The following is a 24,811-nucleotide window of genomic DNA, read 5'->3' on the forward strand; positions in this document are numbered from 1 at the left end:
TAAGCACGCCGCCAGCGTTCATCCTGAGCCAGGATCAAACTCTCTGATAAAGTGTTTGATGTACTCAAGACAACTAACTAGCTTAGTTATCTCTCGTCATTACTGTTTTTAAAAGTTTCATTCGAAAATGAATTGTATAAAGAAATTTTCGAGAATCGTATGTGTTTCACTGTTTAGTTATCAAGGTTGTTCGCTGTCAGCTCTTTGCGACAGCTTATTTACTTTATCATATCTTCCTGATCTTGTCAAGCACTTTTTTCAAAAGTTTTTGAGATCTTTCAGACCGTATCTAAAGTTGTTTGTTTCTGTCGTTCTGTTCAAGCGACTTGATTACTTTACCATAAGTTCAGTCGATTGTCAACAGTTAATTTGAATTTTCTGAAAACTAATTTATTTTTCAGCATTTCAGAAGCAATTCCTTGCGACAGCTTATTTATAATACCACTGCCGCAAGGAATCGTCAAGCACTTTTTACAAAAAAGTTGATATTTTTTTGTGTAACTTACTATCCAACATTTTTTCAGATAAAAAAGTCCTATTTCCAGGTCAGTTTTCCATTTTTTATCTGCATTGTATATACCTGATCGTAGCGAAGCCGGAATGGATAGCTGGATCTTTTTACCAGAAACAGGTTCTTATTAGTATGTGCTCTCTGCATACTGCAATCAATCATCCGCCATGAAGAACCAATCCGTACTTCACACCATCCATGCTCTGACAACGGATAGCCGGCTCCGCGAGCAGTAACTCCCCCTCCGGCCACACGGCTTTCATAGCCAAGGACTCTTGCAATATACGCCATTGCCGCTCCATAATAATAACAATCCCCTCGCTTGGACGAGAACATACTTTTTGCAAACGAAGGCATTTTAGATGCACTTACCTTATAATATCTGCCAAAATATGGATATTTGCATAAGGCCTTAAAGCATTGTTTTAAACGTTGGCGGCTGCTGGCTTTTGGATCGGAATTCTTTACCACAAAATTCACAGCCTGTTTTACTTCTTTGTTGGTTACCCTGATCCCATTCTTGTCTACATAGTAATAGCCTTTTTTCTTAGAACCCACAATTTTGTTTTTCGCAAGCCCGTTCTTCCTATCAAAATAATAATATAGCTTTCCTATTTTCTTCCATCCAGTACACTTTTTCCCACCGGCATAATAGAATTTTTTCCCATTCTCTACTCTCCAGCCATAAAAAGTCTTTCCAGTCTCATCACATAGACGACCATTTTGTACCGTATACGTTTTCCGTTGAGTCTCTTCTGCACGCACATGAACCGGCAGCAAAAGCACAGCCAATAACGCTGCGATCAAAATCCAGGTTCTTTTCATTTTCTCTTTCCTCCTTATTTGACCACCACCTTGCAAGTCACCGTTTTCTTTCCGGCTTTTACTTTAATGGTGGCTTTTCCTTTTTTCATAGCTTTGACCACGCCTTTTGAAGTTACCGTTGCAATCTTCTTATTGGAACTGGTATAAGTTAGTTTATCACTGCTGGTAATCGGATTCAAGACCGGTTTTAAAGTAAGTTTTTTTCCTTTTTTCAGAGTTACTGTTTTCTGGACTCCTGTGATCTTAGTGGTGGCAATCTTGCTGTTCTTTACCGTCACTGTCACTTTTGCAGAAGCACCGCTCTTCATAGTTACGGTAATAGTTGCTTTACCTGCCTTCTTTGCTGTGATCTTGAAAGTCTTATTATTGACTGCTGCCACTTTGGCGTTGCTTGTTTTTAAGGAAGAAATGCTGTCACCGAACTTCATGCCTGCGATCAGGGATTTTGCGGAAACAGACTTTTTCACCTGGACTGGCAGGGAGCCAGTGGCGGGAGGATGCAGATAAGACGCAGACTCAGATTGCAGAATACCTTGGTACTTCTCAGACCATGTACGCCCGTTACGAGCGCGGTGCCAATGAGATGCCGATCCGTTATCTGGTTGCTCTGTGCAAGTACTATCAGGTTTCTGCGGACTATATCCTCGGATTTACCAACAGGAAAATCCCCCTGCCCTCTGACACTTCCCGAAGAAAATAACAAATCCGTAACTGTTTTCCTTTTTAGGATGTCCGTTACGGATTTGTTATTTTATACAGGTTATTTGTCGAATCCTGTCGAACTCTTTTTCTTGCAAAATAGCCCAGGCTGTACTATACTATAACAAAGCATTTCATTTCAGTAAGTCTATTTGATATCATCTCTGGTATCCTCGGCGCTCTGCCACTTCAGAAATCTCATGCTTTTCCCATATAACAGCAGGAAGGTTTCTGATCAGAACACAGGAGATCTTATAAGAGGCCTTCCACCATCTTTATAAGGAGGTCTTTTATGAACAACATTCCTTTACCTGTGAACCGAATCTATAAGGACAGGCTTTACAAGATGATCTTCAATGACAAGTCAGAGTTACTGAAACTTTACAATGCAATCAATGGAACCAGCTACGAAAATCCCGAAATGCTCACCATCACCACACTGGATAACGCAATCTACATGACAATAAAGAACGACCTCTCCTTTATCATTGATATGCGCCTGGCCCTTTATGAGCAGCAATCCACGGTGAATCCCAATCTGCCTTTACGTTTTCTCATGTACATAACAGATATTTATTCATCCTACACGAGAGACATGAACCTGTATAGTTCTGCTAAAGTACAGATTCCGCAGCCTTCCTTTGTTATTTTTTATAATGGATCCGCAGCGCAGCCTGACCGGACAGAATATCTTCTGTCAAGTCTCTTCTGTCCTGCCACCGATGAACCAGCACTGGAGCTTAAGGCCATTATGTTGAATATTAATAAAGGACACAACCAGAAATTAATGGATGCCTGCCATACTCTCAGAGATTACTCTGAATATGTTGCACGCATTCGCATCTATTCTGCTGAACTGCCACTTTCTGACGCTGTTGAGAAAGCAATCACCGAATGCATTCAGGAAAATATCTTACGGGATTTTCTACTAAAGAACCGAGCGGAGGCGAAAGCTATGAGTATTTATGAATATGACGAAGAAAAAACAATGCGGATGTTTCGTGAAGAAGCGTTTGAGGAAGGTAAAATCCAAGCGACCATTGAAATGTGTTTGGACTTTAACCTCCCTTCAGATGACATTTTACAAAGGCTAATGACTAAATTTCAGCTTTCTGAAAGCCAGGCCCAGGAATATCTTGACAAATATGGCGCATCCGAGACAGCCCCGTCTCCAAATAAAGACTCTTAACCTATGCAAGCTTTACCCCAAAATGTTACCCCTTCCAAAGGTCAGGCAGAAGATTATCTTAAAGAAATTTTTCAGCCACCAACTCTTGACTAATTATAGTTGTGTAATATTCTTGTACAAAAGCGGCGGGGATAAATTCTTCCCTCGTCTGGAAGGACCTTTATCCCCGCCATCTTATTTCTTACAGAAACTCCTTCAGTTTCTCCACATTTTCCTCTTCAAATTCCTGCAGCCGCTCCATCAGCTTTTTGATGTCTTTTTCCACATCATTTTCGTACTGATGCAGTTTTTTCACGGCTTCGGTGATTCCCATGCTGCTGCCTTGGATCAGCATTTTGGCAATGTGGGAGGTGGAGGCGTCAGCCATAGTCTGGAGATTCACCATCAGGTAAGTGCGGATTTTTTCAAAGGTGCCAAGGCCTTTCTCATCATATCCATTTCGGTTCAGGATGTCCCGGGCTTCATTGTGAAATTTACGGTATCCTGTAAGCTGTTTTTCAAGATAAGACTGAAGCTTCTCATCCTCCGTGATCTCCAGCAGCTGCTCCAGGGTATCCACGCCCATCTGGGAATTCTGATATACATAGTTTAAAAATTCTACATTGGCATTCATTAGCAATTCTCCTTTGCTGAAAAACCTTTTTCTTTATCTGTGCTTCTCTATGCTATTGTAGAATTTCCAATTTTGCCATTATTATTCCAGGATGCACTTAAATTTTGCATTCCTGGCTATATGCCCCATTTAAGCAGAACTTACAGCCATCTTTTTTCCTAAGTCATCCATCATTCATACTTCACAATCTCTTTTTTCAGCCTCTTCATGATCCGCTTTTCCAGCCTGGAAATATAGGACTGGGAAATTCCCAGAAGGTCCGCTACTTCCTTCTGTGTTTTCTCCCGTCCCTCCTGTCTTCCAAGCCCGAAGCGCAGCTTGATGATGGTCTGCTCCCTTGGAGAAAGTTTGGAAATTGCTTTTCCCAGAAGCTTGATCTCTACTTCATCCTCCAGCCGCCTGGAGATCACGTCATCATCTGTTCCCAGAATGTCTGAAAGAAGAAGCTCATTTCCATCCCAGTCCACATTCAGCGGTTCGTCTATGGAAACCTCCATCTTCGTCTTGCTGTTTCGTCTGAGATACATCAGGATCTCATTTTCAATACACCGGGACGCATAAGTTGCCAGCTTAATATTTTTCACCGGATTAAAGGTATTGATGGCCTTGATCAGCCCGATGGTGCCAATGGAAATCAGATCCTCCACACTCACGCCTGTATTATCAAACTTCTTGGCAATATAAACTACCAGTCTGAGATTGTGTTCGATCAGAATGGATTTTGCCTCTTTTTCCTCAGAAGTTCCAAGCTTCTCAAGAATCCCCGCTTCTCTCTGGGATTCCAACGGCGGCGGTAAAATGTCGCTTCCGCCAATATAATAAACATCCCCCTGTCTGCCAAGCAGAAATCTTGGCATTACCTGAAATGGATAATAAGCTGCACTTGCTGATCTGTTCATAGATGCGTCCCCTCCTAATGCAATATTCTGGAATTTAACAGTACCTGGTACTCTTTTCCCAAAGCAGAGGGTTCCACAGCCAGCGCCAGCACCGGATTTGCGACATGAATCACCTCCCTGGGAGTGTGAATACAAAGGTCCTCTAACACCACTGCCAGCATCACGCCCTCCTCCCCAATGGTCTGATAGGGTAAAAAGTGCGGGTGCAGGTCAGTAAGCTCTGTACCTTCCAGCTCCCCTGGGTTCTCCTTAAGGTGCCTTAGTCTGTCTGCCTTTTCTTCTGGCATCACCGCTTCCAAAACCTCAGGTTTTATGACAAAAACCTCTTTCTGGTTCATCGGGTCTACAAGCAGATTTCCTGTGTCCAAAAGCCCGAAAAACTGTTGTACATTGCCCTGGTAGGACAAGGTGACCGGATAAATATTTTTCCATCTGGCTCGAAAAGAATCGCTGAGATAGATCAGTACATCAAGCCCCATATAGGCTCCAAGTGCCATCACCAGGAACCGGATCAGCGTCATATTTTTTATAGGAGCTGCTTCCATAAGTCCTCCCATAAAAAAAGCCATCAGATAAACGGACACCAATGCTTTCATCACCAGTCCGTTTTTCTTAAGATCCAGTCCAAGCACCAGCATGATCCAGGCGCACCCTCCATGCAAAAGCACCTTCACAGGAAAAATCCCATCCGGCAGTACATATAAGATGAGGCAGGAAAACAGAGCGCCAATGGCTGCCGCCAGCAAAATCCTTCCACGGTTTCTTTTTCGCAGGAAAAGCTTTCCCACAATGCGAAGAAGAAGGTAATCCATTAAGAGATTCGTCAGAAAGACGATGTCTATGTATACGTCATAATACATAAAAAGCCCCCTGTGGCCTGTCATCCGTTGCCTTTTACAGCAACGGCAATCCTTCACTTTGGTAAGTGAACCCATTATACGGTCACAGGGGGCGCAGATTTTGTCAAAAAGGGACGGGAAACCTTCAGAATTTCTCGTCCCTAATCGACAGCATGATCTGTCATTTTTCGTTATTTTCTTCTATTACAATATATTATGATTGCTATTTCTTACAACCAGTAAGAAATCATCTATGAAATATAGATTTCTTAATACTTCCTCATACTGCACAGCATTTTCATTTTTATAATACATTATGCAAAATTAAAGAGTATATTTCTGTACATTGATCAGTCTTCCTCATTCTTCTTATGCAAAGCATCCAGAAGGCTTCTCAGCTCTCCAATTGGAAACTGTCCCGGTGCGGAAGCAGTGCCTACCGTTCCGAAGGTAATGCTGGAACCAAAGTTTTCTCCGGAAATACGGGTAATGGAACCAATGCTTCCCATGGCCATGGATACCAGCGGTTTTTCACACTCCTGACGCATGGCGTTGGTAGCTTCCATGATGGCTGCCACATCTTCAAAACCTTTTGGCATAACTGCCATTTTCAAAATATCAGCACCGGATTTTTCCATCTCCCGGAACCGGTTCAGAAGCACCTCCTTGCTGTCTGTTTTGTCAAAATCGTGGGAAGAAGCGATTACTTTGACCCCTTCTTTTTGAAGCTCTGCAACCAGTTTTTTCTTCTCCTCTGTATTTCCCATTACTTCCACATCTACCAGATCCGCCTTTTTGCTCTTTGCTGCATTTATGTAGCACGTAGCGTAATTCTCCAGGGAAATGGAAATATTTCCGCCTTCTTCACTAGTCCTTATGGTAAAAAGCAATGGCGTTTCTCCAAGAATTTCAGCCAGTGCTTCAAGCACATTCTGGCAGGCATCTAAGTCAAGCAGTCCCTGAAAAAAATCTGCACGCCATTCCACCAGATCTGCTGCCGCTTTTTTAGCCGCCTCCGCTTCCTGGCAAATTTTTTCCCTGGTGGTTCCGGTCAAAGGAACACAAATTTTCGGGATTCCGGAGCCAATTGTTAAATTCTTTATCTGAATGGGTTTTGTCATTTCTTGACATCTCCTTTCGCATAGAATAATATATACATAATAACGCTTTAATGATTTCCAGTTTTAAACTAAATGAAAGTTCACGTTCCAATACCTTATGGCTGTTCATGCCAACCTAGCTCAGTTATGGTAATTGTCCTGAACTTTCACAATAATAGAAACCTCAGGAGGTACCTTATGATTCCAATTACCGGTCACACACAGCTTACCGCACTTCTTGGAAGTCCGGTGGCACACAGCATTTCCCCCCTTATGCACAATGAAGCTTTCCATCTTCTTGATCTTGATTACACGTATCTTTGCTTTGATGTAAATGAGGAAAATCTGGAGGCAGCTGTCACAGGACTGAAAACCTGTGGCATCCGCGGTTTCAACCTTACTATGCCAAACAAAAATAAAATCGTAGAGCTTCTGGATGAGCTTTCCCCAGCTGCCAGGCTGATCGGTGCTGTGAACACCGTTGTCAATGATAGCGGGCACCTGACCGGATACAATACAGACGGTGTGGGCTATATGCAGGCTGTAAAAGATGCCGGATACAATATCACAGGTAAGACCATCACCGTCATGGGTGCCGGCGGCGCTGCTACTGCCATCTGTGCACAGGCTGCACTGGACGGGGTAAAAAAGATCCACATTTTTGCCCGGGAAACCAGCCGTTTCTGGGAGCGCACACAGAAACTGGTGGAAAATATCAACGCCACCCTTCCCTGCCAGGCTGTTCTTCATGAAAACAAGAATAAAAAAGCTCTGGCACAGGCTATTTCTGAAAGCACCCTTCTTCTTAATGCCACTTCTGTTGGAATGGCGCCTACTACGGAAGGTACTATTATTGAAGATACCAGCCTCTATCGTCCGGATCTGATCGTGTCAGATGTGATCTACAATCCCCGGGAGACACGCTTCCTGAGAGAAGCAAGGGAAGCTGGATGCCGCACCTTCAACGGTATGTATATGCTACTCTATCAGGGAGCTGAAGCATTCCGTCTGTGGACGGGAAAAGAGATGCCATTGGAAGAGATTAAGGCAAAATATTTCTCTGCGTCATAGAAAAAGCATACTGTATCTCCTCCCTGCAGACCCAGCCATTTAACTCAGCAGGTTTCTTGTTTTGTGCGGCTGACGTTTTCATATATTGGGAGTATGCAATTCTTTCGTTATACATTATAACAATATTAACATTTTGTTGTTTTTACATGGATTTTCATTAATATTTTATAAATTTTTTCAAGAAAGGCGCCGCATCTCACAGCAGCGCCTCTTTTATGGAAATCACTTTCCCATTTTTTCATTTCAAAACGTTCTGGCAATTGCCAACACGTCCCGATTATTTTTTCTCTTCCTGAACCTCTACTTTACGGTTCTCTCTACTCTTGATCTCAGCCTTGATAGAAGCAATGAACTCCCCAAGATTCTTTGCACCTTCGTCTCCAAGGAAACGGCTTCTTACAGAAACCTTGCCCTCTTCCTCTTCCTTCGCACCAACAACCAGCATATAAGGAATCTTCTGAAGTCTTGCCTCTCGGATCTTGTAACCGATCTTCTCTGCACGGGTATCGATTTCTACACGGATGCCAGCCTCTTTCAGCTCATCCAGGACCTTATTTGCATAGTCCATATATTTATCAGAAATCGGAAGGACTTTAACCTGCACAGGAGAAAGCCATGTTGGGAAAGCACCTGCAAAATGCTCGATCAGGATACCGATGAAACGCTCAATGGAACCGAATGCAACACGGTGGATCATGATCGGACGATGTTTCTCGCCGTCAGCTCCGATGTACTCACAGTTAAAACGAAGCGGAAGCTGGAAGTCAAGCTGAATAGTACCGCACTGCCAGGTCCTTCCGATGGAGTCCTCAAGATGGAAGTCGATCTTCGGTCCGTAGAATGCTCCGTCTCCTTCGTTTACCACATAGTTAAGGCCGAGGTCGTCAAGAGCTCCGCGAAGAGCGTCTGTAGCCATCTCCCAGTCCTCATCACTTCCCATGGAATCCTCTGGACGAGTAGAAAGCTCTACATGATATTTGAAACCAAACAGCTGATATACCTCGTCAATCAGTTTTGCAACCCCTTTGATCTCCTCACGGATCTGCTCCGGCATCATAAAGATATGGGCATCATCCTGTGTGAAGCAGCGTACACGCATAAGTCCGTGAAGCTGTCCGGATTTTTCATGACGATGTACCAGACCAAGCTCACCCATACGAAGGGGCAGATCACGGTAAGAACGTGGTTCTGACTGGTATACAAGAATACCTCCCGGACAGTTCATTGGCTTGATTGCAAAATCCTGATCGTCAATTACAGTTGTATACATATTTTCTTTGTAATGATCCCAGTGTCCGGATGTCTCCCAAAGATGACGTGCCAGCATGATCGGTGTGGAAATCTCAACATATCCTGCTTTCTGATGGATTTCTCTCCAGTAATCAAGAAGAGTATTCTTCAGAACCATTCCCTTAGGAAGGAAGAATGGGAATCCTGGGCCTTCATCACTCATCATGAACAGACCAAGCTCTTTACCAAGTTTTCTGTGGTCACGTTTCTTAGCCTCTTCCATACGGGTAATATATTCGTCCAGATCTGCTTTCTTTGTGAAAGAAGTTCCGTAGATTCTGGTGAGCATTTTATTCTTCTCGCTTCCTCTCCAGTAAGCGCCAGCAATGCTGGTAAGCTTGAATGCTTTTACCGGTTTGGTTGTCATCAGATGAGGTCCTGCACAAAGATCCACAAACTCTCCCTGCTGATAGAAGCTGATCTCGGAATCTTCCGGAAGGTCTTCAATAAGCTCTACTTTGTACGGCTCATTTTTCTCTTTGAAAAATGCGATTGCTTCTTCTCTGGATTTGGTGAACCGGGTGATCGGAAGCGCTTCTTTTACCACTTTCTTCATCTCTGCTTCGATCTTAGCAAGATCCTCTGTGGTGATCGGATTCTCGCTGTCAATATCATAATAAAATCCGTCTGCAATAGATGGTCCGATCGCAAGCTTTACGTCCGGGTACAGTCTCTTGATGGCCTGTGCCATGATGTGGGATGTGGTGTGACGGAAAGCGCCCTTTCCACCTTCATCCTCGAATGTGAGGATGCTTAACTCACAGTCCTTGTCAACTACATGTCTAAGGTCAACCACTTCTCCGTCAACCTCTCCTGCACATGCAACTCTTGCAAGTCCCTCGCTGATATCAGACGCAATGTCGATAACGGATTTTGCTTCTGCGTATTCTTTTTTAGAACCGTCTTTTAATGTGATAATCATGATTCGTGTCTCCTTTTCTTTTTCTGAAACTAACGTATGATAACGTTTGCCTACACAGGGACGAGGAAATATTATACAAAAAAGCCCCTTACAATGCTCTCACACTGTAAGGGACGAATATACTCGCGGTTCCACCCTGCTTGCCATAGCATACGTATCTGTAAACCAGGCCACTTATTTGATGGTAACGGAATCACCGGACCGGATTAGGGCCACTCAGAGGTAGTTTTCGACTGCTTCCTGATAAGGCATTTCCAGCTATCTGCCTCTCTCTGAAACATTCCACAGTTTACTCTTCTCGTCAACGTGTTTTCTTATCACTGTGTCCCATTATAGCCTCGGGTTCTGGGTTTGTCAATAATCTGCAAAATAAAGATGATAAAAAATTTCGGTTATCCTTCAGATATTCCCGCAGAGCTTCGCCTTTATAAGTGCTGCCACTTCCCTTACCACATAATGCACCTGCATAATGGGATCTGATGCGGCGGCAATTCCATATGGATATTCATAGCCTGCCTTTTCTGCTATTTTTACTGCCCGGTACACATGAAAATTATTAGACAATATTCCCGTATTTTTCTTACTGCATCCGGTAAGCCCATCGGAAAATTTCAGATTTTCCTTCGTGCTTGTGGACTTCTCTTCCAATACCAGCCGCTCCCTGGAAATGCCATGTGCCGTTAGATAATTTTCCATACATTTAGCTTCCGTGATATCCTCCCCGAAGCCCTGTCCGCCGGAAAGGATCAAAGTAGTATTTTCATTCTCCCTGGCATATTTCAGCGCAGCTTTCAGGCGAAGCTCCAGGGCCTTGGATGGTACGTCGCCTTTTACATGGGCACCAAGTACTACCACATAATCCAGATCTTTCTTAGCAGACGTCTTCATTCCGGAAATGATGCGGCTGCAGAGAAATCCAAAACAAATAATTCCAGCCAGTACCACCCCAAAAGCTACAGTTCCCAGCCACCCTGGAAAAAATCCCGGATGACTTCTGCCATAGCGGATCAGCACTGCCGTCCCCTCCAGAACTGCAGTAACCAGTATCCAGAACCATGCAAAATCAGCTGTGATCCCGGCATATACCACGATCAGTACATAATATGCCAGACTTAAAATCCCGGCACAAAAACAAAATAAACTCAAATTCTCTTCTCTCTTTCTAAAATCAATCCCACTCTGCGTGTTTGACTTATTCTACATACAAAGCAAGTTGATTCGTACTTATAAAACTCATAAATCAACTATTTTTTCTATAAATATACACAAAACGGATTGCCTGGCAGTTATCCACCATTGCAATCCGTCCCCTCAGCCGGAATCCAACAGATCCCGGTCTATATTCACATTCGATTATTTATTTCTACCACAGCAGAATTTGTATTTCTTTCCGCTTCCGCATGGACACGGATCGTTACGTCCGATCTTGTGTGCCTTTACAACAGTACCGGATTTCTTCTGCTCAAGATAAAGCTCTTTCCGTTTCTCTGGAGTGAAGATTTTGTCCCACTGTGGAAGATTGTACAGCCAGTCAGCCTTAGCATCTACCATATTCTTGTAAAGAAGCTCTTTGTCAAAGCAAAGGCTTACGGTAGTGTTCTCATCCATGGTCTCGATCGGGTTCTGGATCTTAAGGCTGTCATTGATTCCATCAAGGAAACCAACCATGGTAAGTACTTCCTGATTATATTTCTCTGCCAGTTCTTTTACAGTACCGGTAACTACTTCGTCCGGATTCTCAAGAAGCTGTGCATAAATGTTCTTTTCAATGTTAAAATATCTTGCCCAGAACTGCTGAAGTTTATTACGGTCTGCCTGCTGGTCATAGGCAATGGCACGCCACTGCTCTAAAATGGTCTTATCGCTCATTTCTTATTCCTCTTTTCAACAAAATTTCGTAATTATGCCGTTTTACAGCTGAAATTTATTATACCATCTTTTGCCGGAAAACACAAATCCTATTTTTTCTCCAAAATTTTCTTGCAGATTTTTCATAAAATTCATACTATTTTTCTGTGACATATGTATAAAAAAGCAGGAACAGGTTCATACTATGACTGTTCAGTAAAATGAACTAACAAATTCATTGAACCCCCTTCAATGATAACACAGCACAAAAGATAAGAGAGATTAACTTATATCCTCCCCGAAACGCCCCGGATTCTGAATTACTCGCAGAATCCGGGGCGTTGACTTTTTCGTTATTATTTACTTTATAACCAATACCACTTTACAGAAATTGTCCTTTACCTTCACAATTACAAGTTTTTCAATGTACAGAAATCATGCAATACATGATTTCGCTCTCTACCTCACATTTTCCATAACAAACCGATAAGCATTTTCAAAGAAAATCTTCTACACCAGACTCCCGCTATCGTCATGCGCAAGAAGGTATTCTGGTTACTGTTCACAGCAGGTATTCAACAGGGTATCTTTTGTAAACAGTATCCTATTTTTCTATTTCACCCCAAGTTTCTCAAGCTCGCCAGCTGCCTGCTTCAGATCATGGAATTCAATGGCATAAATGCCAAGCTTCCTTGCTGCCTCGCAGTTCTCCGGGCGGTCATCCAGGAAGACGCTCTCCTCTGGCTTTAATCCAAATCTGGAAAGAAGTGTCTTATAAATAGCAGGCTCCGGCTTGATCTGCTGAACTTCACAGGAGAAGATCACGCCGTCCATATTTTTCAGGAAAGGCATTTTACCTGGTCTTGTATGATCCAGCATGAATTGGCTGTAGTTTGACAGAATATACAGATGGTAGCCCTGACTTTTCAGGTAACTGGTCCAGGTCTCTGCATAATCCTTGATTCCAATTGTTTTCTCAGATCCGTCAATCACACGCTTTACATCTTCCTCATATTCCGCTGGAAGTGCTGCGATAAACTGATTCAGATATTCTTCTTCCGGAAGAAGTCCGCGGTCGCGCTCATTCCAGATCTGGCTCTTAAAGACCTTCTCTGCAATCAGCTTCTCCTCCTCTTCCGGGAAATGGAACTCTTTCAGATAGCTTTCCCAATCATAAGAAACCAGCACCTGTCCCACGTCAAAAATAATATTTTTCACTTCACCCTCTGCCTCCTTATTCTCTTTCTTCAGAAGTTTGTAGACCATAAAAAATACGTAGGCCAACACAGGCACCAGGATCACACTGCCTACTGCTGCCTTAAAATTTCCCTGGGCATTGTCGCCGCTGCCAAATGCAAAGATCATAGGCAGGCTGCAGACTGCCAGCAAAACTACCACTCCAAGAATGGCAGCTGCACGTTTCAAATTTTTCATTCTTTATTCCTTTATAAAATTCGTTTTCTTTTTATTATCCAGATACAACATGCGCCGGAGAGAACCTCCGGCGCAGTCACATTTCAATTACCAGTCACTCTGTATCCAGTAATGTATTCTTACTTACAAGCAGCTGATATGCAGCCGCCACTTTCCAAATTATTTATTTCTGTAAATAATATCGTTTCTTCCTGGTCCGTTAGAAACCATGGTGATCGGATATCCGATCTTCTCCTCGATGAACTCGATGTATTTTCTGCAGTTCTCTGGAAGATCCTCATAGTTCTTGATTCCGCGGATATCGCATTTCCATCCTGGAAGCTTCTCGATAACCGGTTTTGCTTTCTCAAGTTTGGCTGTGGTCGGGAAGTCTGTGGTGATCTCTCCGTCGATGTCGTAAGCAACACAAACCGGGATCTCATCCAGATATCCAAGAACATCAAGTACAGTAAATGCTACATCTGTAGCGCCCTGAAGACGGCAGCCATATTTGGAAGCAACACAGTCATACCATCCCATACGTCTCGGACGTCCTGTGGTAGCGCCGTACTCTCCGCCGTCACCGCCGCGTCTTCTAAGCTCGTCAGCCTCTTCTCCGAAAATCTCGGAAACAAATGCGCCAGCACCTACAGCACTGGAATAAGCCTTGCTTACTACAACGATCTTCTGGATTTCATATGGAGGTACACCAGCTCCGATCGCGCCGTAAGCAGCCAGTGTGGAAGAAGAGGTAACCATTGGGTAAATACCATGGTCAGGGTCTTTTAAAGTTCCAAGCTGTCCCTCAAGAAGGATCTCCTTGCCCTCTTTCAAAGCATTATTCAGGTACAGGGAAACGTCGCATACATATGGTGCAACCATTTTCTTGTATTCCATCAGCTCTGCAAAAAGCTCATCAACGTTCAGAAGCGGTTTGTGGTATAAGTGCTCAAGAAGAACGTTCTTAGTTTCACAAACGCTTGCCAGTTTCTCCTTCAGGCGATCCTCGTCAAAAAGCTCATTTACCTGAAAACCGATCTTTGCATATTTGTCAGAATAGAAAGGTGCGATACCGGATTTGGTAGAACCGAAGGATTTGCCTCCCAGACGCTCTTCCTCATACTGGTCAAACAGAATGTGATACGGCATAACCATCTGTGCTCTGTCAGAGATCAGAATCTTCGGTGCCGGAACACCTTTGCTTACAACCTCATTGTATTCTTTGAAAAATACAGGGATATTCAGTGCAACACCGTTGCCGATCACACTTGTGGTGTGTCCGTAAAATACACCTGACGGCAGAGTGTGAAGTGCGAATTTACCATAGTCGTTTACAATGGTATGTCCTGCATTTGCACCACCCTGGAATCTAACGATAATATCAGCTTTCTCAGCAAGCATGTCGGTAATTTTACCCTTACCTTCATCTCCCCAGTTTGCTCCAACTACTGCTTTGATCATAACTCAAATTCCTCCTGTGTCTGATCTGAATTTCATTAAAAAAGAAAACAACAACCTTTTATCATACATTAATTTCAGCTGTCATTCCAAGCATTTCTTTGTGGGAATCCAGAACCGGATTTACAACTTTGGCAATAAAGGCTTCGGTCTGCTCTTTGGCACGTCCCACATATTTCTTCGGATCCATGGTCTTCTGAAGCTCTTCCAGGGTCAGGTTAAATGCAGGATCTGCTGCGATCAGCTCAAGAAGGTTGTTATCCTTACCTTCTACCTTTACATTCCTGCCTGCTTCCATGGAAAGCTCACGGATTCGCTCATGAAGCTCCTGACGGTCTCCGCCAGCTTTTACTGCGTCCATCATAATGTTCTCAGTTGCCATAAATGGAAGTTCAGCCATCATGTGTTTCTCGATAACCTTCGGATAAACCACAAGGCCATCTACAACATTCAGGCACAGATCCAGGATTCCGTCGATTGCAAGGAAACCTTCCGGTACGGAAAGACGCTTGTTGGCGGAATCATCAAGAGTTCTCTCAAACCACTGGGTTGCGGAGGTGATTGCCGGATTCAGGGCATCTACCATTACATATCTGGAAAGGGAAGCGATACGCTCACTTCTCATTGGATTTCTCTTATACGCCATAGCGGAGGATCCGATCTGGGATTTTTCAAATGGCTCTTCCACTTCCTTCAGGTGCTGAAGAAGGCGGATATCGTTTGACATCTTATGTGCACTTGCTGCGATTCCTGCAAGCACATTTACAACACGGGTATCAACCTTACGGGAATAGGTCTGTCCGGATACCGGATAGCATTCCTTAAAGCCCATTTTGGCAGCGATCATCGGATCAATCTTATCGATGGTCTCCTGGTCTCCTTCAAACAGTTCCAGGAAGCTTGCCTGGGTACCTGTGGTTCCTTTGGAGCCAAGAAGCCTGATGGTACTAAGGACATATTCCAGATCCTCAAGATCCATCATGAATTCCTGTGTCCACAGTGTAGCACGCTTGCCAACTGTAGTAGGCTGTGCAGGCTGGAAATGGGTAAATGCAAGGGTAGGCTGATTTTTGTATTTGTCAGCGAACCTGGAAAGCTCTGCAATTACATTTACCAGCTTCTTCTGAACCAGCTTCAGGGCTTCTGTCATAACAATGATGTCTGTATTATCTCCTACATAACAGGATGTCGCCCCCAGGTGGATGATTCCCTTTGCTTTCGGACACTGTACGCCGTAAGCATATACATGGGACATAACATCGTGACGTACTTCCTTCTCACGGGCCTTGGCAACATCATAGTTAATGTCATCTGCGTGAGCCTTCAGTTCATCGATCTGTTCCTGGGTGATATTCAGTCCGAGCTCCTTCTCAGTCTCTGCCAGAGCGATCCAGAGTCTTCTCCAGGTGCGGAATTTCATATCCTGTGAAAAAATGTACTGCATTTCCTTGCTGGCATAGCGCTCAGACAAAGGGCTTGTGTATCTGTCTGTACTCATTCTTTCTCTCCTGTTTCTAAGTAAATATTTATAATTCACTTTGCAACTTATATGTAACCGCAGAATTAACGATTACAAATATAATGTGGAGAAGAGATCTGTTCAATGCTGCCTTGAAATCGGATTTATATTCCTATCCAAGGACAGAATGATGCCTCAGCCTTTTTTCCACATACAAGGGGATTATATAACATCCAAGGATTTTAAGCAAGCCCCTGATGGAATTTCCCCAGGAATTCCTTCATTCTTATGTGATCAGAGGAAAATACTTCTTCCGGAGTACCTTCTACAGCGATCAGGCCGTCATCCATGAAGATGATCCGGTCAGAGATATCACGGGCAAAACTCATTTCGTGAGTGACGATCACCATGGTGATGTGCTCGGCTGCCAGGTCTTTGATGACTTTCAGAATTTCACCGGTGAGCTCCGGGTCCAGAGCCGAAGTAGGCTCGTCGAAAAAAAGGATATCCGGGTTCATGCACAGGGCTCTGGCGATGGAGACTCGCTGCTGCTGTCCGCCGGAGAGCTGGTAGGGATAGTAGCTCTCCTTGTCGGAGAGTCCCATTTTTTTCAGGAGTTCTCTTGCCTGGGCATAGACTTCTTTTTTGTCCCGTTTCTGGACTTTGATGGGAGCGTCAACAATATTCTTGATTACGGAAAAATGTGGAAAAAGATTAAAGTTCTGAAAAACCAGACCGATTTTTCCGTTTTTGATGATTTCACCATTATCTGGAGTTTCCAGGCCGGTGGCACAGCGAAGCAGGGTAGACTTACCGGAACCGGAGGGGCCGATGATGCTGAGGACTTCGCCCTGGTCTACTTCCAGAGAAATATCGCGGAGCACATCTAAGGCTCCGAAGCTTTTCTTTATGTGTTTCATTTCGAATAATTTCATGGTCTATGACTCCATTCTTTTAACGATAATAATTCAGTTTTTTCTCAACTTTATCCATGATCACGGCTACCAGCAGGTTAAATACATAGTAGAATACAGCCGCTACTACGAATGGCACCATAGTAGTCTGGGAACTGGCGATCTGTTTGGCCAGGGTGAACATCTCGGCTACTGCTACAACGAAGGCCAATGACGTATCCTTCACCAGGGTGATCACCTCGTTTGTAATAGACGGCAGAATCCTCTTAAATACCTGTGGAAGGATAATGCGGAAGAAGGTCTGTGCTTTGGAATAGCCGAGGATTCTGGCTGCTTCGTACTGGCCTACAGGCATAGACTCGATTCCGCCACGGTAGATTTCTGCAAAATAGGCTGCATAGTTGATGGTAAAGGCAATAAATACAGCAATCAGGCTGTAACCCATGGAAATCCGGATTCCGAAGATAAAGTAGGGACCGAAGTATACTACCATCAGCTGGAGCATCAGAGGAGTTCCGCGCATAACGGAAATATAGGCGGATACGATCCACCGGATTACTGGTATCCTGGACATTTTCCCCCAACAGACCAGAAGTCCAAGAGGCAGGGAAAAGATAAGGGTAACAAAGAAAATTTCGGTGGTAACCGTCATTCCCTTTGCAAGCTGGCTTAACATTACACTAAAACTCATAGTTACTGTGTTCCTCCTGTCGATACTTATTGCTAAGGGATCACATTTCGCATTTCATTCCAGAATTTGCATTCCGGGGAACAAACTCCTTCTTTGGAAACAGACACCCTTCTCGCTAAGAAAAGAGGGTGCGCCAGGTACCCTCTTCTCTGCTTTTTCTATGTACTAAGTAGTTAGTTCTAAATCGAATTCAGTCACTTATAAGCCAAGCAACTGACTTCCATTTACAAAAATATTTTCTTAATATTTATTCAGCCTCGTCCTCAGCTGCATCTGTTTCTTCTGCATCAGCAGTCTCCCCAGCATCTGCATTTTCCTCTGCTGCGTCAGCGCTGTCTGCATCTCCCAGGCAAAGCATATCAGCCACACCGTACTGCTCAGCCAGTTTGTCAATCTCTCCCTCGTCATACAGCTTCATAACCTCAGCCCATACAGTATCGCGAAGCTCCTCATTTCCTTTGGCAAAGCCAATGCCATACTGCTCGCTCTGGATTGGCTCGTCCAGGATCTTGTATTTGCCCTCTTCTCTCTGAGACAGCTGGTATTTGGCAACTCCGATATCTACTGCAACTGCGTCTGCTGCACCGGAGTCAATGTTCATAAATGCAGTGTTGTAATCCGGGTTCTCAGTAAGGGAACCGAAGCTGTCTGTCAGCTCTTTATTGTCGTCGCTGTTTAAGGCATCCAGTGCTGCGGAAGCAGCCTGTACAACCACATTCTTTCCAGCCAGGTCCGCCAATGTCTCGATTCCGGAATCAGAAGCAACTACCATTACCTGCTCATTGTTCAGATAAGGATCTGACCAGGTGTAATCATCCTCACGTCCATTGATGGTAAATCCATTCCAGATACAGTCAATATTTCCGGAATTCAGTTCCATATCCTTGGAATCCCAGTTGATCGGTTTCTTCACCAGTTCCCAGCCAAGGTTATCACAAACCTTCTGGGCAACGTCCAGGTCAAAACCAACATATTCTCCATTTTCGTCCATATATCCAAACGGCGGGTACTCTGCATCAAATCCAACGGTCAGTGTCTTGCTGTCTGCATCTGCATAAACGGTCACACCAGAGCAGATACCTGCTGCCATCAGCACACTCATCATAATTGCCAGCATTCTTTTTTTCATAATATATATCCTCCTGAACTATGATTCTCATCATTTTAGTACGTTTTTACGCTACCATGTTAAAGCATGGTTGTATGGTAGCATATGAAAGTGAATCTGTCAACATGATTTTTCTGAAAAAAAGCACAGGTTCTTCATGAACCTGTGCTCCTATGATACTCTCCAGTCAGCTTCTCCAGCATTTCATCGGTCTTCCCTGGCTTTATACTGACCTCCTTTTTCTGTGTAAACTCATCCAGTGCCTTTTGCACCGTATTTTTTACCTCTTCTGACACCTTCAGTTCCTTCCATCTATCCTCATACTCCTGCGGCTTCTTCACACTGCGGTAAGCAAGCAGGTAACAAATCAGCTCTTTCTCATCACTCTCTGTGAGAAACGCCTCCCAGAAGCACTCCATAGCCTTCTCCATCTGGAAAAGATAGCTGTACGCACATCCAAGATTGTGCCAGATACTCATAGTCAGCCCTGGCTTCACCTGATCCAGTCCTTCTTTTTTCAGAAGCTGCTGATATACCTTGATGGCGCTTACGTACATCTTATTCTTCACCAGGGCATCTCCCTTTTGCTTTTTCCTAAGAACCTTTGGCTCCTGGTCCAGCTTTGAAAGCTTCACGTTTAAGCTCTTTAATTCCTCATAAGTCAGATAATTGATCTCCTTAAACACCGGATACAGCACATCCTCTGCGCTTGCAAACTTGCCAAGGTGAGGGCGCAGCTTGGCCGCCAGCCTGGGCAGATCCAGCTCTTCGCTGATCCAGGTACAAAGAGTTTCATTTATAATAGAGGCATCCACCAGATAAAGATTGTGGTACAAAAAGTAGCAAAGCTCCTCCAGTGAATAAATATTGGTATTGATGCTCTCCACAAAAAATGGCTTATCTGCCTTCTTTGTCTGACATAAAATATAACCGCTCATCTTCTGCCTCCTTTACCACTCTACCAGTTCGTCCCAGACCTTGCCGCTTGAAGGGAACATTTCCCCAAAGCCAAGATCTTTTACTACAACCCGGCATTTCTTCTGTGACACATAGGCAAGAGACAGTGACAGCCTTGTGGTCTTATTGGGACGCTCCGGTAATCCTGGCAGTCCCATAATCACCTTCTTTTTCTGCTTCTCTCCAAAGGTTCCCACAACAAAAACAAGCTCTGTGGTATCATCCAGGATCAGCTCGCATCCAGCCTTACATTCGTACCAGTTCTTTCCAGCCTCGATCAGCGGATAATAAGCCGGAGCTCCCATCACCCGCATCTCCATTCCCACATCCTTCAGAACAAGTGCAGGACTCATATAGCGGTAACCTTTCAGGATCTTATCCTCCAGCCTTTCTTTTCCAGCTGCACAGGCTCCTTTTGCAAAAAGGTTATTGCCATAATAAACCTTTCTTCTCTGCATACAAAGGCTTCCAGCAGACAGTCTGGCCCACTCCGGGCTGAATCCATATCCTGTGATCTGGATACTGGAAAAAAGTCCGGTTCCAAGAGTTTCCTTCACAAAATCACGAAAAGCCTCATCTCTTGCTTCCAACGCCTTCTCTCCCTCTTTCTCAGGAGCAGTAAGAGACGGCAGAACTGTAGTTTTCGGCTCTTCCAAACGAACCAGAACCGGTCTTGTGCTTCCGTCCATTGTAAGCTGCTGAAAGCTTACCGCATCCTGATCAAAAGAGTACCAGCCAATGCTGCGGTTCCAGGTCTCTCTTTTCTGGGTAAGGGAATAGTAATAAAAGCTCTCCCCATGGTCCATCAGCATGTACTGCTCCTTGCGGAAACCAATGGCTTCACAGGCTTTTTCCATATTTTTTACCTGGGTATCCTCAAACTCCGGGCTTGTGATCACCAGGCACTTTGTATTTTTTACAATGTCTGCCACTCCAAGAAATTTCAACATTCCTTCCAGATAAACCTGAAGCAGCTCCCATGGCTTCACCTGCTCCCCTAAGATCTGCACACAGTCTTCCTTCTTGCAGATCCCGTACAGGTCGTCCACCATCTGGCCGCCCTTTTCCCTGGCAAAATAGACCGCCTCAAGACCGATGGTATATTCTTTGTGCTCTCCACGTCTGCAGATGCAGGTAGGTGCCTCATATTCTTCGGAACCAACCTTCATAGACACAGAGCAGGGTTCCTCCCCCTTCCGGTCATAATAGCAGATCTGGGAATAATCCTTTCCAAAATCAATTCCTATGATCAAATCACGAATTTCGTTCATATATTCAGTCCTCTTCTGTAATGACAAACATTTCTTTCACATACTGCTCCTGGCGAAGATACTGCTTCAGTCCCTTTTTCACCTCGCCATGCTTATCCAGCTTTCTTGCAGACAGGATCTGGTTCAGCATCTGGTATTTGCTGAACGGTGTACCCTCTGCCTTGCTCATGCTCAGTACACGCTCTGGTGTTTTTTTGCTCTGGCCGTCACATTCCTCCAGGAAGTAATAATGCAGGGTTTCCCCATAAAACATAGTAAATGGTCTGGTAAAAATCCCCTCATACACGTTCTTAAGTGGTTCTGTCTTATACTCCAGTGCCCTTCCAAGTCCCGTATCCAGGGCATATACAAGCGTCACCTTCGAATCCGGACTGGTATGGTATTCCACACATGTTTTGTCATCCATCTGATACAGGCTTAAGATTTCCGGCGGAAGCCTGTGGAAGAAAGAAAATACCATTCCTTTTTCCATACACAGCTTCAGAAGATCCTTCTCTATAGAAAGAAATGCCTCTTTTCTGCTCTTCTCCCTGGAAAGCTCCTTGAACAAAGCCAGGTGGCACACCTGATCCACTGGCCATTTCTGCATATAAGCATTTATCAGACAGTTTTTCACAAAAGGACTCATGGTATATTCTTTTACAAAAATACCATAAGATACATGTGTCAGATATCCGCTTACGATCCACTCCCTTCCGGAATGGCGGATATAAGATTCCAGCACATGCTCCCCTTCCTTGCGGTAATCCGCAGTAAACATCAGTAACTGAAGGATCTTTTCCTCCAGGTCATAGGTATCCAGTTCAAAGCCCACTGCACTCCTCCAGATGGCAAACATCTCATCCACAGGTCCGAAACGGTACTTCATCAGATACGTAAGGATCACTTCATCATAAAATCCATTTCTGTACACGTCGGAAGCCAGGGCCAGAAGCTCCTCATCCTCCAGCATATCGCAGCGCACGATCATTCGGCTGACCAGCTTTAACAGGCTTCGCATATCCACGCCTTCGTATCCGAACTCTTCCACAATGGACTGGGCCTGGGAAAAGAGACCGCGGCTGATCAGGACCACCAGAAGCTTCTCTCTGTCCACCCGGGCATATTCCCGGTAATCCATCTGTTTTAAGTACTGGTCCAGATCTTCCCCATACACATGGGCAGCGTAATAATCCAGGATCCTGCGGCGCACCTTCTGCTTGTATTCTGGGCAAAAAGCAACAGATTTTACCAGCCTCTGGAAAATGTCCAGATTGTCTTTATCCAATTCGTGGCTTTCGCAATAGCGAAGAAGAATCCCCGGCTCTGCCGCACCAAGGGACAGTACCTTCCGTACAGCTTTTTCCTCATCCATGGTCTTTTTCAGACTGTAATCTACTGTAGCGCTGTATCTGCGCTGCTTCTCATCCTGGAAAAGAATGGCAGCATCTTCTGTATAAATCCTGGGATAGGCCACGCCCTGAACACAGGTATACAGTTCCTCCTGCTCCATCTGGCTATGGCGCACGATCACGTAACGGACCTTTTTGTCATCAAAGTAAAGTCTGTGGGTAAACATCTTCTGGGCAATGGAATCAGCCGCTTCCTTTGTGCGTGGTTCCATAAGGAACTCCTGGTACAAAACAGCATAGCTCTCGTTCATCTTGCCCTCAGCCAGCTTTTTCTTCGCAAACTCCCGCATGCTCTGAACATAGCGCTCATATGCCGCCGGCTCCTTCTCCTTATTTGCAATAATACAGGAGTAGATAAAGGCCCGCTTGGAATCTCCCAGGGAATCGCTGTTATACGTAAAGTACATCAAAAGCGCCTTGGGAAGTTCAATTCTTCTGGAGGTATCCATGGTCTCCACATAGTACTCATAAAGTCTGGTAAGACGAAGTCCATGCTCCACTGCCAGGGAAAACCAGGGGAAATATTCCGGTTTTCTTGGGTTTCCCTTCATCACATATTTGCAGATCGCCTCTAAGGTATCATCAGAAGCATACTGGTCATACCCCTTTGTCATGGCATAATAAATACTCTCGTTATAGTCCTTCTCGTATCCGGAAAGATATGCAAGGCGCATCACCAGCTCCCCGGTAAGAAGATTTCTTCTTGCAGCGAAACGGAACACCTGTCCCCAGAAGCTGTTCAGCCTGTGAAGAAGTGTCATATCCTTGCAGATGATCTTCCACGCTTCCAGATAAAGGAACGGACTGCGGCAGCCTTTGTCAAACTGCTCTTCCAGCACAAACAAGGCCTTAGAAGGCGTCTCCTTGTATGCAGGATCCAGTTTCAGAAGGATCCACAGCAGGACAAAGCTGTCACTTTTTTGCATATAAAAATTGCGGATTCTGGATAACGCATGAACCTTATCCTTATATAAACCGGTCAGCGTACACAGATACAGGTAAATTCCTGCGAACTCCAGGTCGTCTCTTGTGTAGGATTTATCCTGATAGCTCTCCAGAAGCTTCCTGGCATCCTCGTGATGATTCTCCATATATAGAAGAAAGGCCTCGTACATCTGATGTTCCGGATAATCGCAGCCTGTCTGGTGCAGCTGGTTCAGGGTATAGTGGCTGCTTGCACACCATGTGGAAAAATCCATCCAGCCATTTGCCGCCGGGTTATCTCTTCCTGGAAGGCAGCTTGCCACAGCAGTCTCATAGCAAAAATAAGCCAGGCAATCCCGTAAAAGCTCCAGCTTGCTCTTCTCCTGTGCAATATGGATGTCCACATCCAGCTTGCCGCTTGTGGAGGCTACAATGGTATAAGCAAGCTCCTGATAAGGGCTTTTGATCACGATCTTGCCGAACTGGTTCCCCTTTCCAAGCTTTTCTTTGTGAACCAGGTATTCCACTTCATAGTGGCTGCCGATAAAGTCCTCGTCTGTAACAACCTTTCGGGGAACTTCAAGGAAGTCCCCTACAGCTTCCACATCAAGACGCAGATGTCCCCATCCACTTCTCTGGATATAAAAAGACTCCTTTACAGAATCGCTTAGTTCATAGTATTCCTTGCCTACCTCTCTGGCACTGATGGTCACTTTCTCTTTCTTGCCGGCAGCGATGAGAAACTCTTCCAGATGCTGGTAAGTCACTGGCTGTCTGGACAAGCCCTGATAAAGGGTCTGGATCTTCTTGTCCTCTTTTTCCAGGATTCTTGCGAAGCTTGCTCTCTTAAAAATGCGGAAAGCCTCCTTAAAATCATCCTTCGCGATGCTTACAAACCTGTCCAGTTCTTCCACAACACCGGAAAAGCTGCGGATCTCTTCTTTCTCAATTTCTATTTCAAATGGAAGACGTGCTTCTCCTACATTTGTTGTAAAACACAGCCATCCCTTCAGACTGTCCCCAGGAGCAAGCCCCACAGTATCTATGCCAAAAGGGAGGCGCACTGTAGTCCCGGAAATATGGTCCATGCCCGGCACCAGACGGCGGCTGGAAGAGGTTACATAACCGCGGATCTTCTGGTTATCCTCTGTTCCCACATAAACTTCTCCCCTCTTCGTCTCCCCTGCCTTCAGGGTCAGGGCGATCGTCTCCTTGGAAAAAAGAAGCTGTGGCTGTTCATATTCAAACTTTCCGTTTAAAAGCTGTTCGATCTTTTTTTTCAAAATCATTCACCTTACGTCTTTCGTTTTCTTCTGCTGTACGGATACAGCAACATTCTTTCGACTCTGTGTTTATTATAATGATTTTCCCCATTTATTTCAATGTAAATTGTGAAAAAGAATATTGCCAGGCACTTAG

21 protein-coding genes are annotated in these 24,811 nt (G+C 44.6%); 3 read left to right on the forward strand and 18 right to left on the reverse strand.

Annotated features, from left to right (window positions below; genetic code table 11):
• Positions 1-535: 535 nt before the first annotated feature.
• Positions 536-1,336, reverse strand: a complete 801-nt coding sequence (locus tag LIQ05_RS00005; protein ID WP_226817810.1) for a transglutaminase domain-containing protein — start codon at positions 1,334-1,336, stop codon at positions 536-538.
• A 14-nt stretch (positions 1,337-1,350) separates the two neighbouring features.
• Positions 1,351-1,803, reverse strand: a complete 453-nt coding sequence (locus LIQ05_RS19795; RefSeq protein ID WP_226817811.1) for an Ig-like domain-containing protein — start codon at positions 1,801-1,803, stop codon at positions 1,351-1,353.
• On the opposite strand from LIQ05_RS19795, the gene LIQ05_RS00015 reads away from it, so the two are divergent.
• Together LIQ05_RS00015 and LIQ05_RS00020 are read left to right on the forward strand one after the other, a co-directional pair.
• Positions 1,782-2,036, forward strand: a complete 255-nt coding sequence (locus LIQ05_RS00015) for a helix-turn-helix domain-containing protein (RefSeq protein ID WP_226817812.1) — start codon at positions 1,782-1,784, stop codon at positions 2,034-2,036. The two genes, LIQ05_RS19795 and LIQ05_RS00015, sit on opposite strands and share 22 nt — an antisense overlap.
• A gap of 291 nt (positions 2,037-2,327) precedes the next feature.
• Positions 2,328-3,224, forward strand: a complete 897-nt coding sequence (locus LIQ05_RS00020) for a hypothetical protein (RefSeq protein ID WP_226817813.1) — start codon at positions 2,328-2,330, stop codon at positions 3,222-3,224.
• A 181-nt stretch (positions 3,225-3,405) separates the two neighbouring features.
• Here the strand turns inward: LIQ05_RS00020 and LIQ05_RS00025 are convergent, their stop codons facing one another.
• The 4 genes from LIQ05_RS00025 to aroD form a co-directional block, all read right to left on the reverse strand.
• Entirely contained in the window at positions 3,406-3,837 is a 432-nt protein-coding gene (locus LIQ05_RS00025) for a hypothetical protein (RefSeq protein ID WP_226817814.1), read from the reverse strand.
• Between the two features lie 170 nt (positions 3,838-4,007).
• Positions 4,008-4,736: an RNA polymerase sporulation sigma factor SigE gene (gene sigE, locus LIQ05_RS00030; RefSeq protein ID WP_226817815.1), complete on the reverse strand. Its 729-nt coding sequence runs from the start codon at positions 4,734-4,736 to the stop codon at positions 4,008-4,010.
• A gap of 14 nt (positions 4,737-4,750) precedes the next feature.
• Complete coding sequence (locus LIQ05_RS00035) at positions 4,751-5,596, reverse strand: sigma-E processing peptidase SpoIIGA (protein WP_226817816.1); 846 nt, start codon at positions 5,594-5,596, stop codon at positions 4,751-4,753.
• A 329-nt stretch (positions 5,597-5,925) separates the two neighbouring features.
• Complete coding sequence (aroD, locus tag LIQ05_RS00040) at positions 5,926-6,696, reverse strand: type I 3-dehydroquinate dehydratase (RefSeq protein ID WP_226817817.1); 771 nt, start codon at positions 6,694-6,696, stop codon at positions 5,926-5,928.
• A gap of 177 nt (positions 6,697-6,873) precedes the next feature.
• On the opposite strand from aroD, the gene LIQ05_RS00045 reads away from it, so the two are divergent.
• Positions 6,874-7,746 carry a shikimate dehydrogenase gene (locus tag LIQ05_RS00045; protein ID WP_226817818.1) on the forward strand — a complete coding sequence of 291 codons (873 nt, stop codon included), beginning with the start codon at positions 6,874-6,876 and terminating at the stop codon, positions 7,744-7,746.
• Between the two features lie 277 nt (positions 7,747-8,023).
• On the opposite strand, the gene thrS is transcribed toward LIQ05_RS00045, so the two are convergent.
• From thrS to LIQ05_RS00105, 12 genes are all read right to left on the reverse strand, one after another.
• Positions 8,024-9,958 (reverse strand): threonine--tRNA ligase, encoded by a 1,935-nt coding sequence (gene thrS / locus LIQ05_RS00050; RefSeq protein WP_226817819.1) that lies wholly within the window; start codon positions 9,956-9,958, stop codon positions 8,024-8,026.
• 399 nt (positions 9,959-10,357) lie between these two features.
• Positions 10,358-11,104 (reverse strand): YdcF family protein, encoded by a 747-nt coding sequence (locus LIQ05_RS00055; protein WP_226817820.1) that lies wholly within the window; start codon positions 11,102-11,104, stop codon positions 10,358-10,360.
• 207 nt (positions 11,105-11,311) lie between these two features.
• Positions 11,312-11,827, reverse strand: coding sequence for an SEC-C metal-binding domain-containing protein (locus tag LIQ05_RS00060; protein ID WP_226817821.1), 516 nt, complete (start codon positions 11,825-11,827; stop codon positions 11,312-11,314).
• A gap of 591 nt (positions 11,828-12,418) precedes the next feature.
• Complete coding sequence (locus tag LIQ05_RS00065; protein WP_226817822.1) at positions 12,419-13,240, reverse strand: HAD family hydrolase; 822 nt, start codon at positions 13,238-13,240, stop codon at positions 12,419-12,421.
• 159 nt (positions 13,241-13,399) lie between these two features.
• A complete protein-coding gene (locus LIQ05_RS00070; RefSeq protein WP_226817823.1) occupies positions 13,400-14,680 on the reverse strand; it encodes an adenylosuccinate synthase in 1,281 nt (426 codons plus the stop codon).
• A 61-nt stretch (positions 14,681-14,741) separates the two neighbouring features.
• Entirely contained in the window at positions 14,742-16,175 is a 1,434-nt protein-coding gene (purB, locus tag LIQ05_RS00075; RefSeq protein WP_226817824.1) for an adenylosuccinate lyase, read from the reverse strand.
• A gap of 203 nt (positions 16,176-16,378) precedes the next feature.
• Positions 16,379-17,071 carry an amino acid ABC transporter ATP-binding protein gene (locus LIQ05_RS00080; protein ID WP_226817825.1) on the reverse strand — a complete coding sequence of 231 codons (693 nt, stop codon included), beginning with the start codon at positions 17,069-17,071 and terminating at the stop codon, positions 16,379-16,381.
• Positions 17,072-17,090: 19 nt separating this feature from the next.
• Positions 17,091-17,741, reverse strand: coding sequence for an amino acid ABC transporter permease (locus tag LIQ05_RS00085; protein WP_226817826.1), 651 nt, complete (start codon positions 17,739-17,741; stop codon positions 17,091-17,093).
• Positions 17,742-17,988: 247 nt separating this feature from the next.
• Positions 17,989-18,870 (reverse strand): amino acid ABC transporter substrate-binding protein, encoded by an 882-nt coding sequence (locus LIQ05_RS00090; RefSeq protein WP_226817827.1) that lies wholly within the window; start codon positions 18,868-18,870, stop codon positions 17,989-17,991.
• Positions 18,871-19,004: 134 nt separating this feature from the next.
• Entirely contained in the window at positions 19,005-19,787 is a 783-nt protein-coding gene (locus LIQ05_RS00095; RefSeq protein ID WP_226817828.1) for a hypothetical protein, read from the reverse strand.
• A 12-nt stretch (positions 19,788-19,799) separates the two neighbouring features.
• A complete protein-coding gene (locus LIQ05_RS00100) occupies positions 19,800-21,077 on the reverse strand; it encodes a DUF5716 family protein (RefSeq protein ID WP_226817829.1) in 1,278 nt (425 codons plus the stop codon).
• A 4-nt stretch (positions 21,078-21,081) separates the two neighbouring features.
• Positions 21,082-24,675, reverse strand: a complete 3,594-nt coding sequence (locus LIQ05_RS00105; RefSeq protein ID WP_226817830.1) for a DUF5717 family protein — start codon at positions 24,673-24,675, stop codon at positions 21,082-21,084.
• Positions 24,676-24,811 lie beyond the last annotated feature (136 nt).

This window comes from Blautia glucerasea, from assembly GCF_020537505.1.
Taxonomy (GTDB): domain Bacteria; phylum Bacillota; class Clostridia; order Lachnospirales; family Lachnospiraceae; genus Blautia_A.

Bases quoted from the DNA above. Each gene is read 5' to 3' on its own strand.
- aroD (WP_226817817.1), bottom strand. From the start codon at position 6,696: ATGACAAAACCCATTCAGATAAAGAATTTAACAATTGGCTCCGGAATC.
- thrS (WP_226817819.1), bottom strand. From the start codon at position 9,958: ATGATTATCACATTAAAAGACGGTTCTAAAAAAGAATACGCAGAAGCA.
- LIQ05_RS00060 (WP_226817821.1), bottom strand. From the start codon at position 11,827: ATGAGCGATAAGACCATTTTAGAGCAGTGGCGTGCCATTGCCTATGAC.
- LIQ05_RS00020 (WP_226817813.1), top strand. From the start codon at position 2,328: ATGAACAACATTCCTTTACCTGTGAACCGAATCTATAAGGACAGGCTT.
- LIQ05_RS00065 (WP_226817822.1), bottom strand. From the start codon at position 13,240: ATGAAAAATTTGAAACGTGCAGCTGCCATTCTTGGAGTGGTAGTTTTG.
- LIQ05_RS00090 (WP_226817827.1), bottom strand. From the start codon at position 18,870: ATGAAAAAAAGAATGCTGGCAATTATGATGAGTGTGCTGATGGCAGCA.
- LIQ05_RS00085 (WP_226817826.1), bottom strand. From the start codon at position 17,741: ATGAGTTTTAGTGTAATGTTAAGCCAGCTTGCAAAGGGAATGACGGTT.
- LIQ05_RS00095 (WP_226817828.1), bottom strand. From the start codon at position 19,787: ATGAGCGGTTATATTTTATGTCAGACAAAGAAGGCAGATAAGCCATTT.
- LIQ05_RS00100 (WP_226817829.1), bottom strand. From the start codon at position 21,077: ATGAACGAAATTCGTGATTTGATCATAGGAATTGATTTTGGAAAGGAT.
- purB (WP_226817824.1), bottom strand. From the start codon at position 16,175: ATGAGTACAGACAGATACACAAGCCCTTTGTCTGAGCGCTATGCCAGC.
- LIQ05_RS00005 (WP_226817810.1), bottom strand. From the start codon at position 1,336: ATGAAAAGAACCTGGATTTTGATCGCAGCGTTATTGGCTGTGCTTTTG.
- LIQ05_RS00070 (WP_226817823.1), bottom strand. From the start codon at position 14,680: ATGATCAAAGCAGTAGTTGGAGCAAACTGGGGAGATGAAGGTAAGGGT.
- LIQ05_RS00035 (WP_226817816.1), bottom strand. From the start codon at position 5,596: ATGTATTATGACGTATACATAGACATCGTCTTTCTGACGAATCTCTTA.
- LIQ05_RS00080 (WP_226817825.1), bottom strand. From the start codon at position 17,071: ATGAAATTATTCGAAATGAAACACATAAAGAAAAGCTTCGGAGCCTTA.
- sigE (WP_226817815.1), bottom strand. From the start codon at position 4,736: ATGAACAGATCAGCAAGTGCAGCTTATTATCCATTTCAGGTAATGCCA.
- LIQ05_RS00045 (WP_226817818.1), top strand. From the start codon at position 6,874: ATGATTCCAATTACCGGTCACACACAGCTTACCGCACTTCTTGGAAGT.
- LIQ05_RS00025 (WP_226817814.1), bottom strand. From the start codon at position 3,837: ATGAATGCCAATGTAGAATTTTTAAACTATGTATATCAGAATTCCCAG.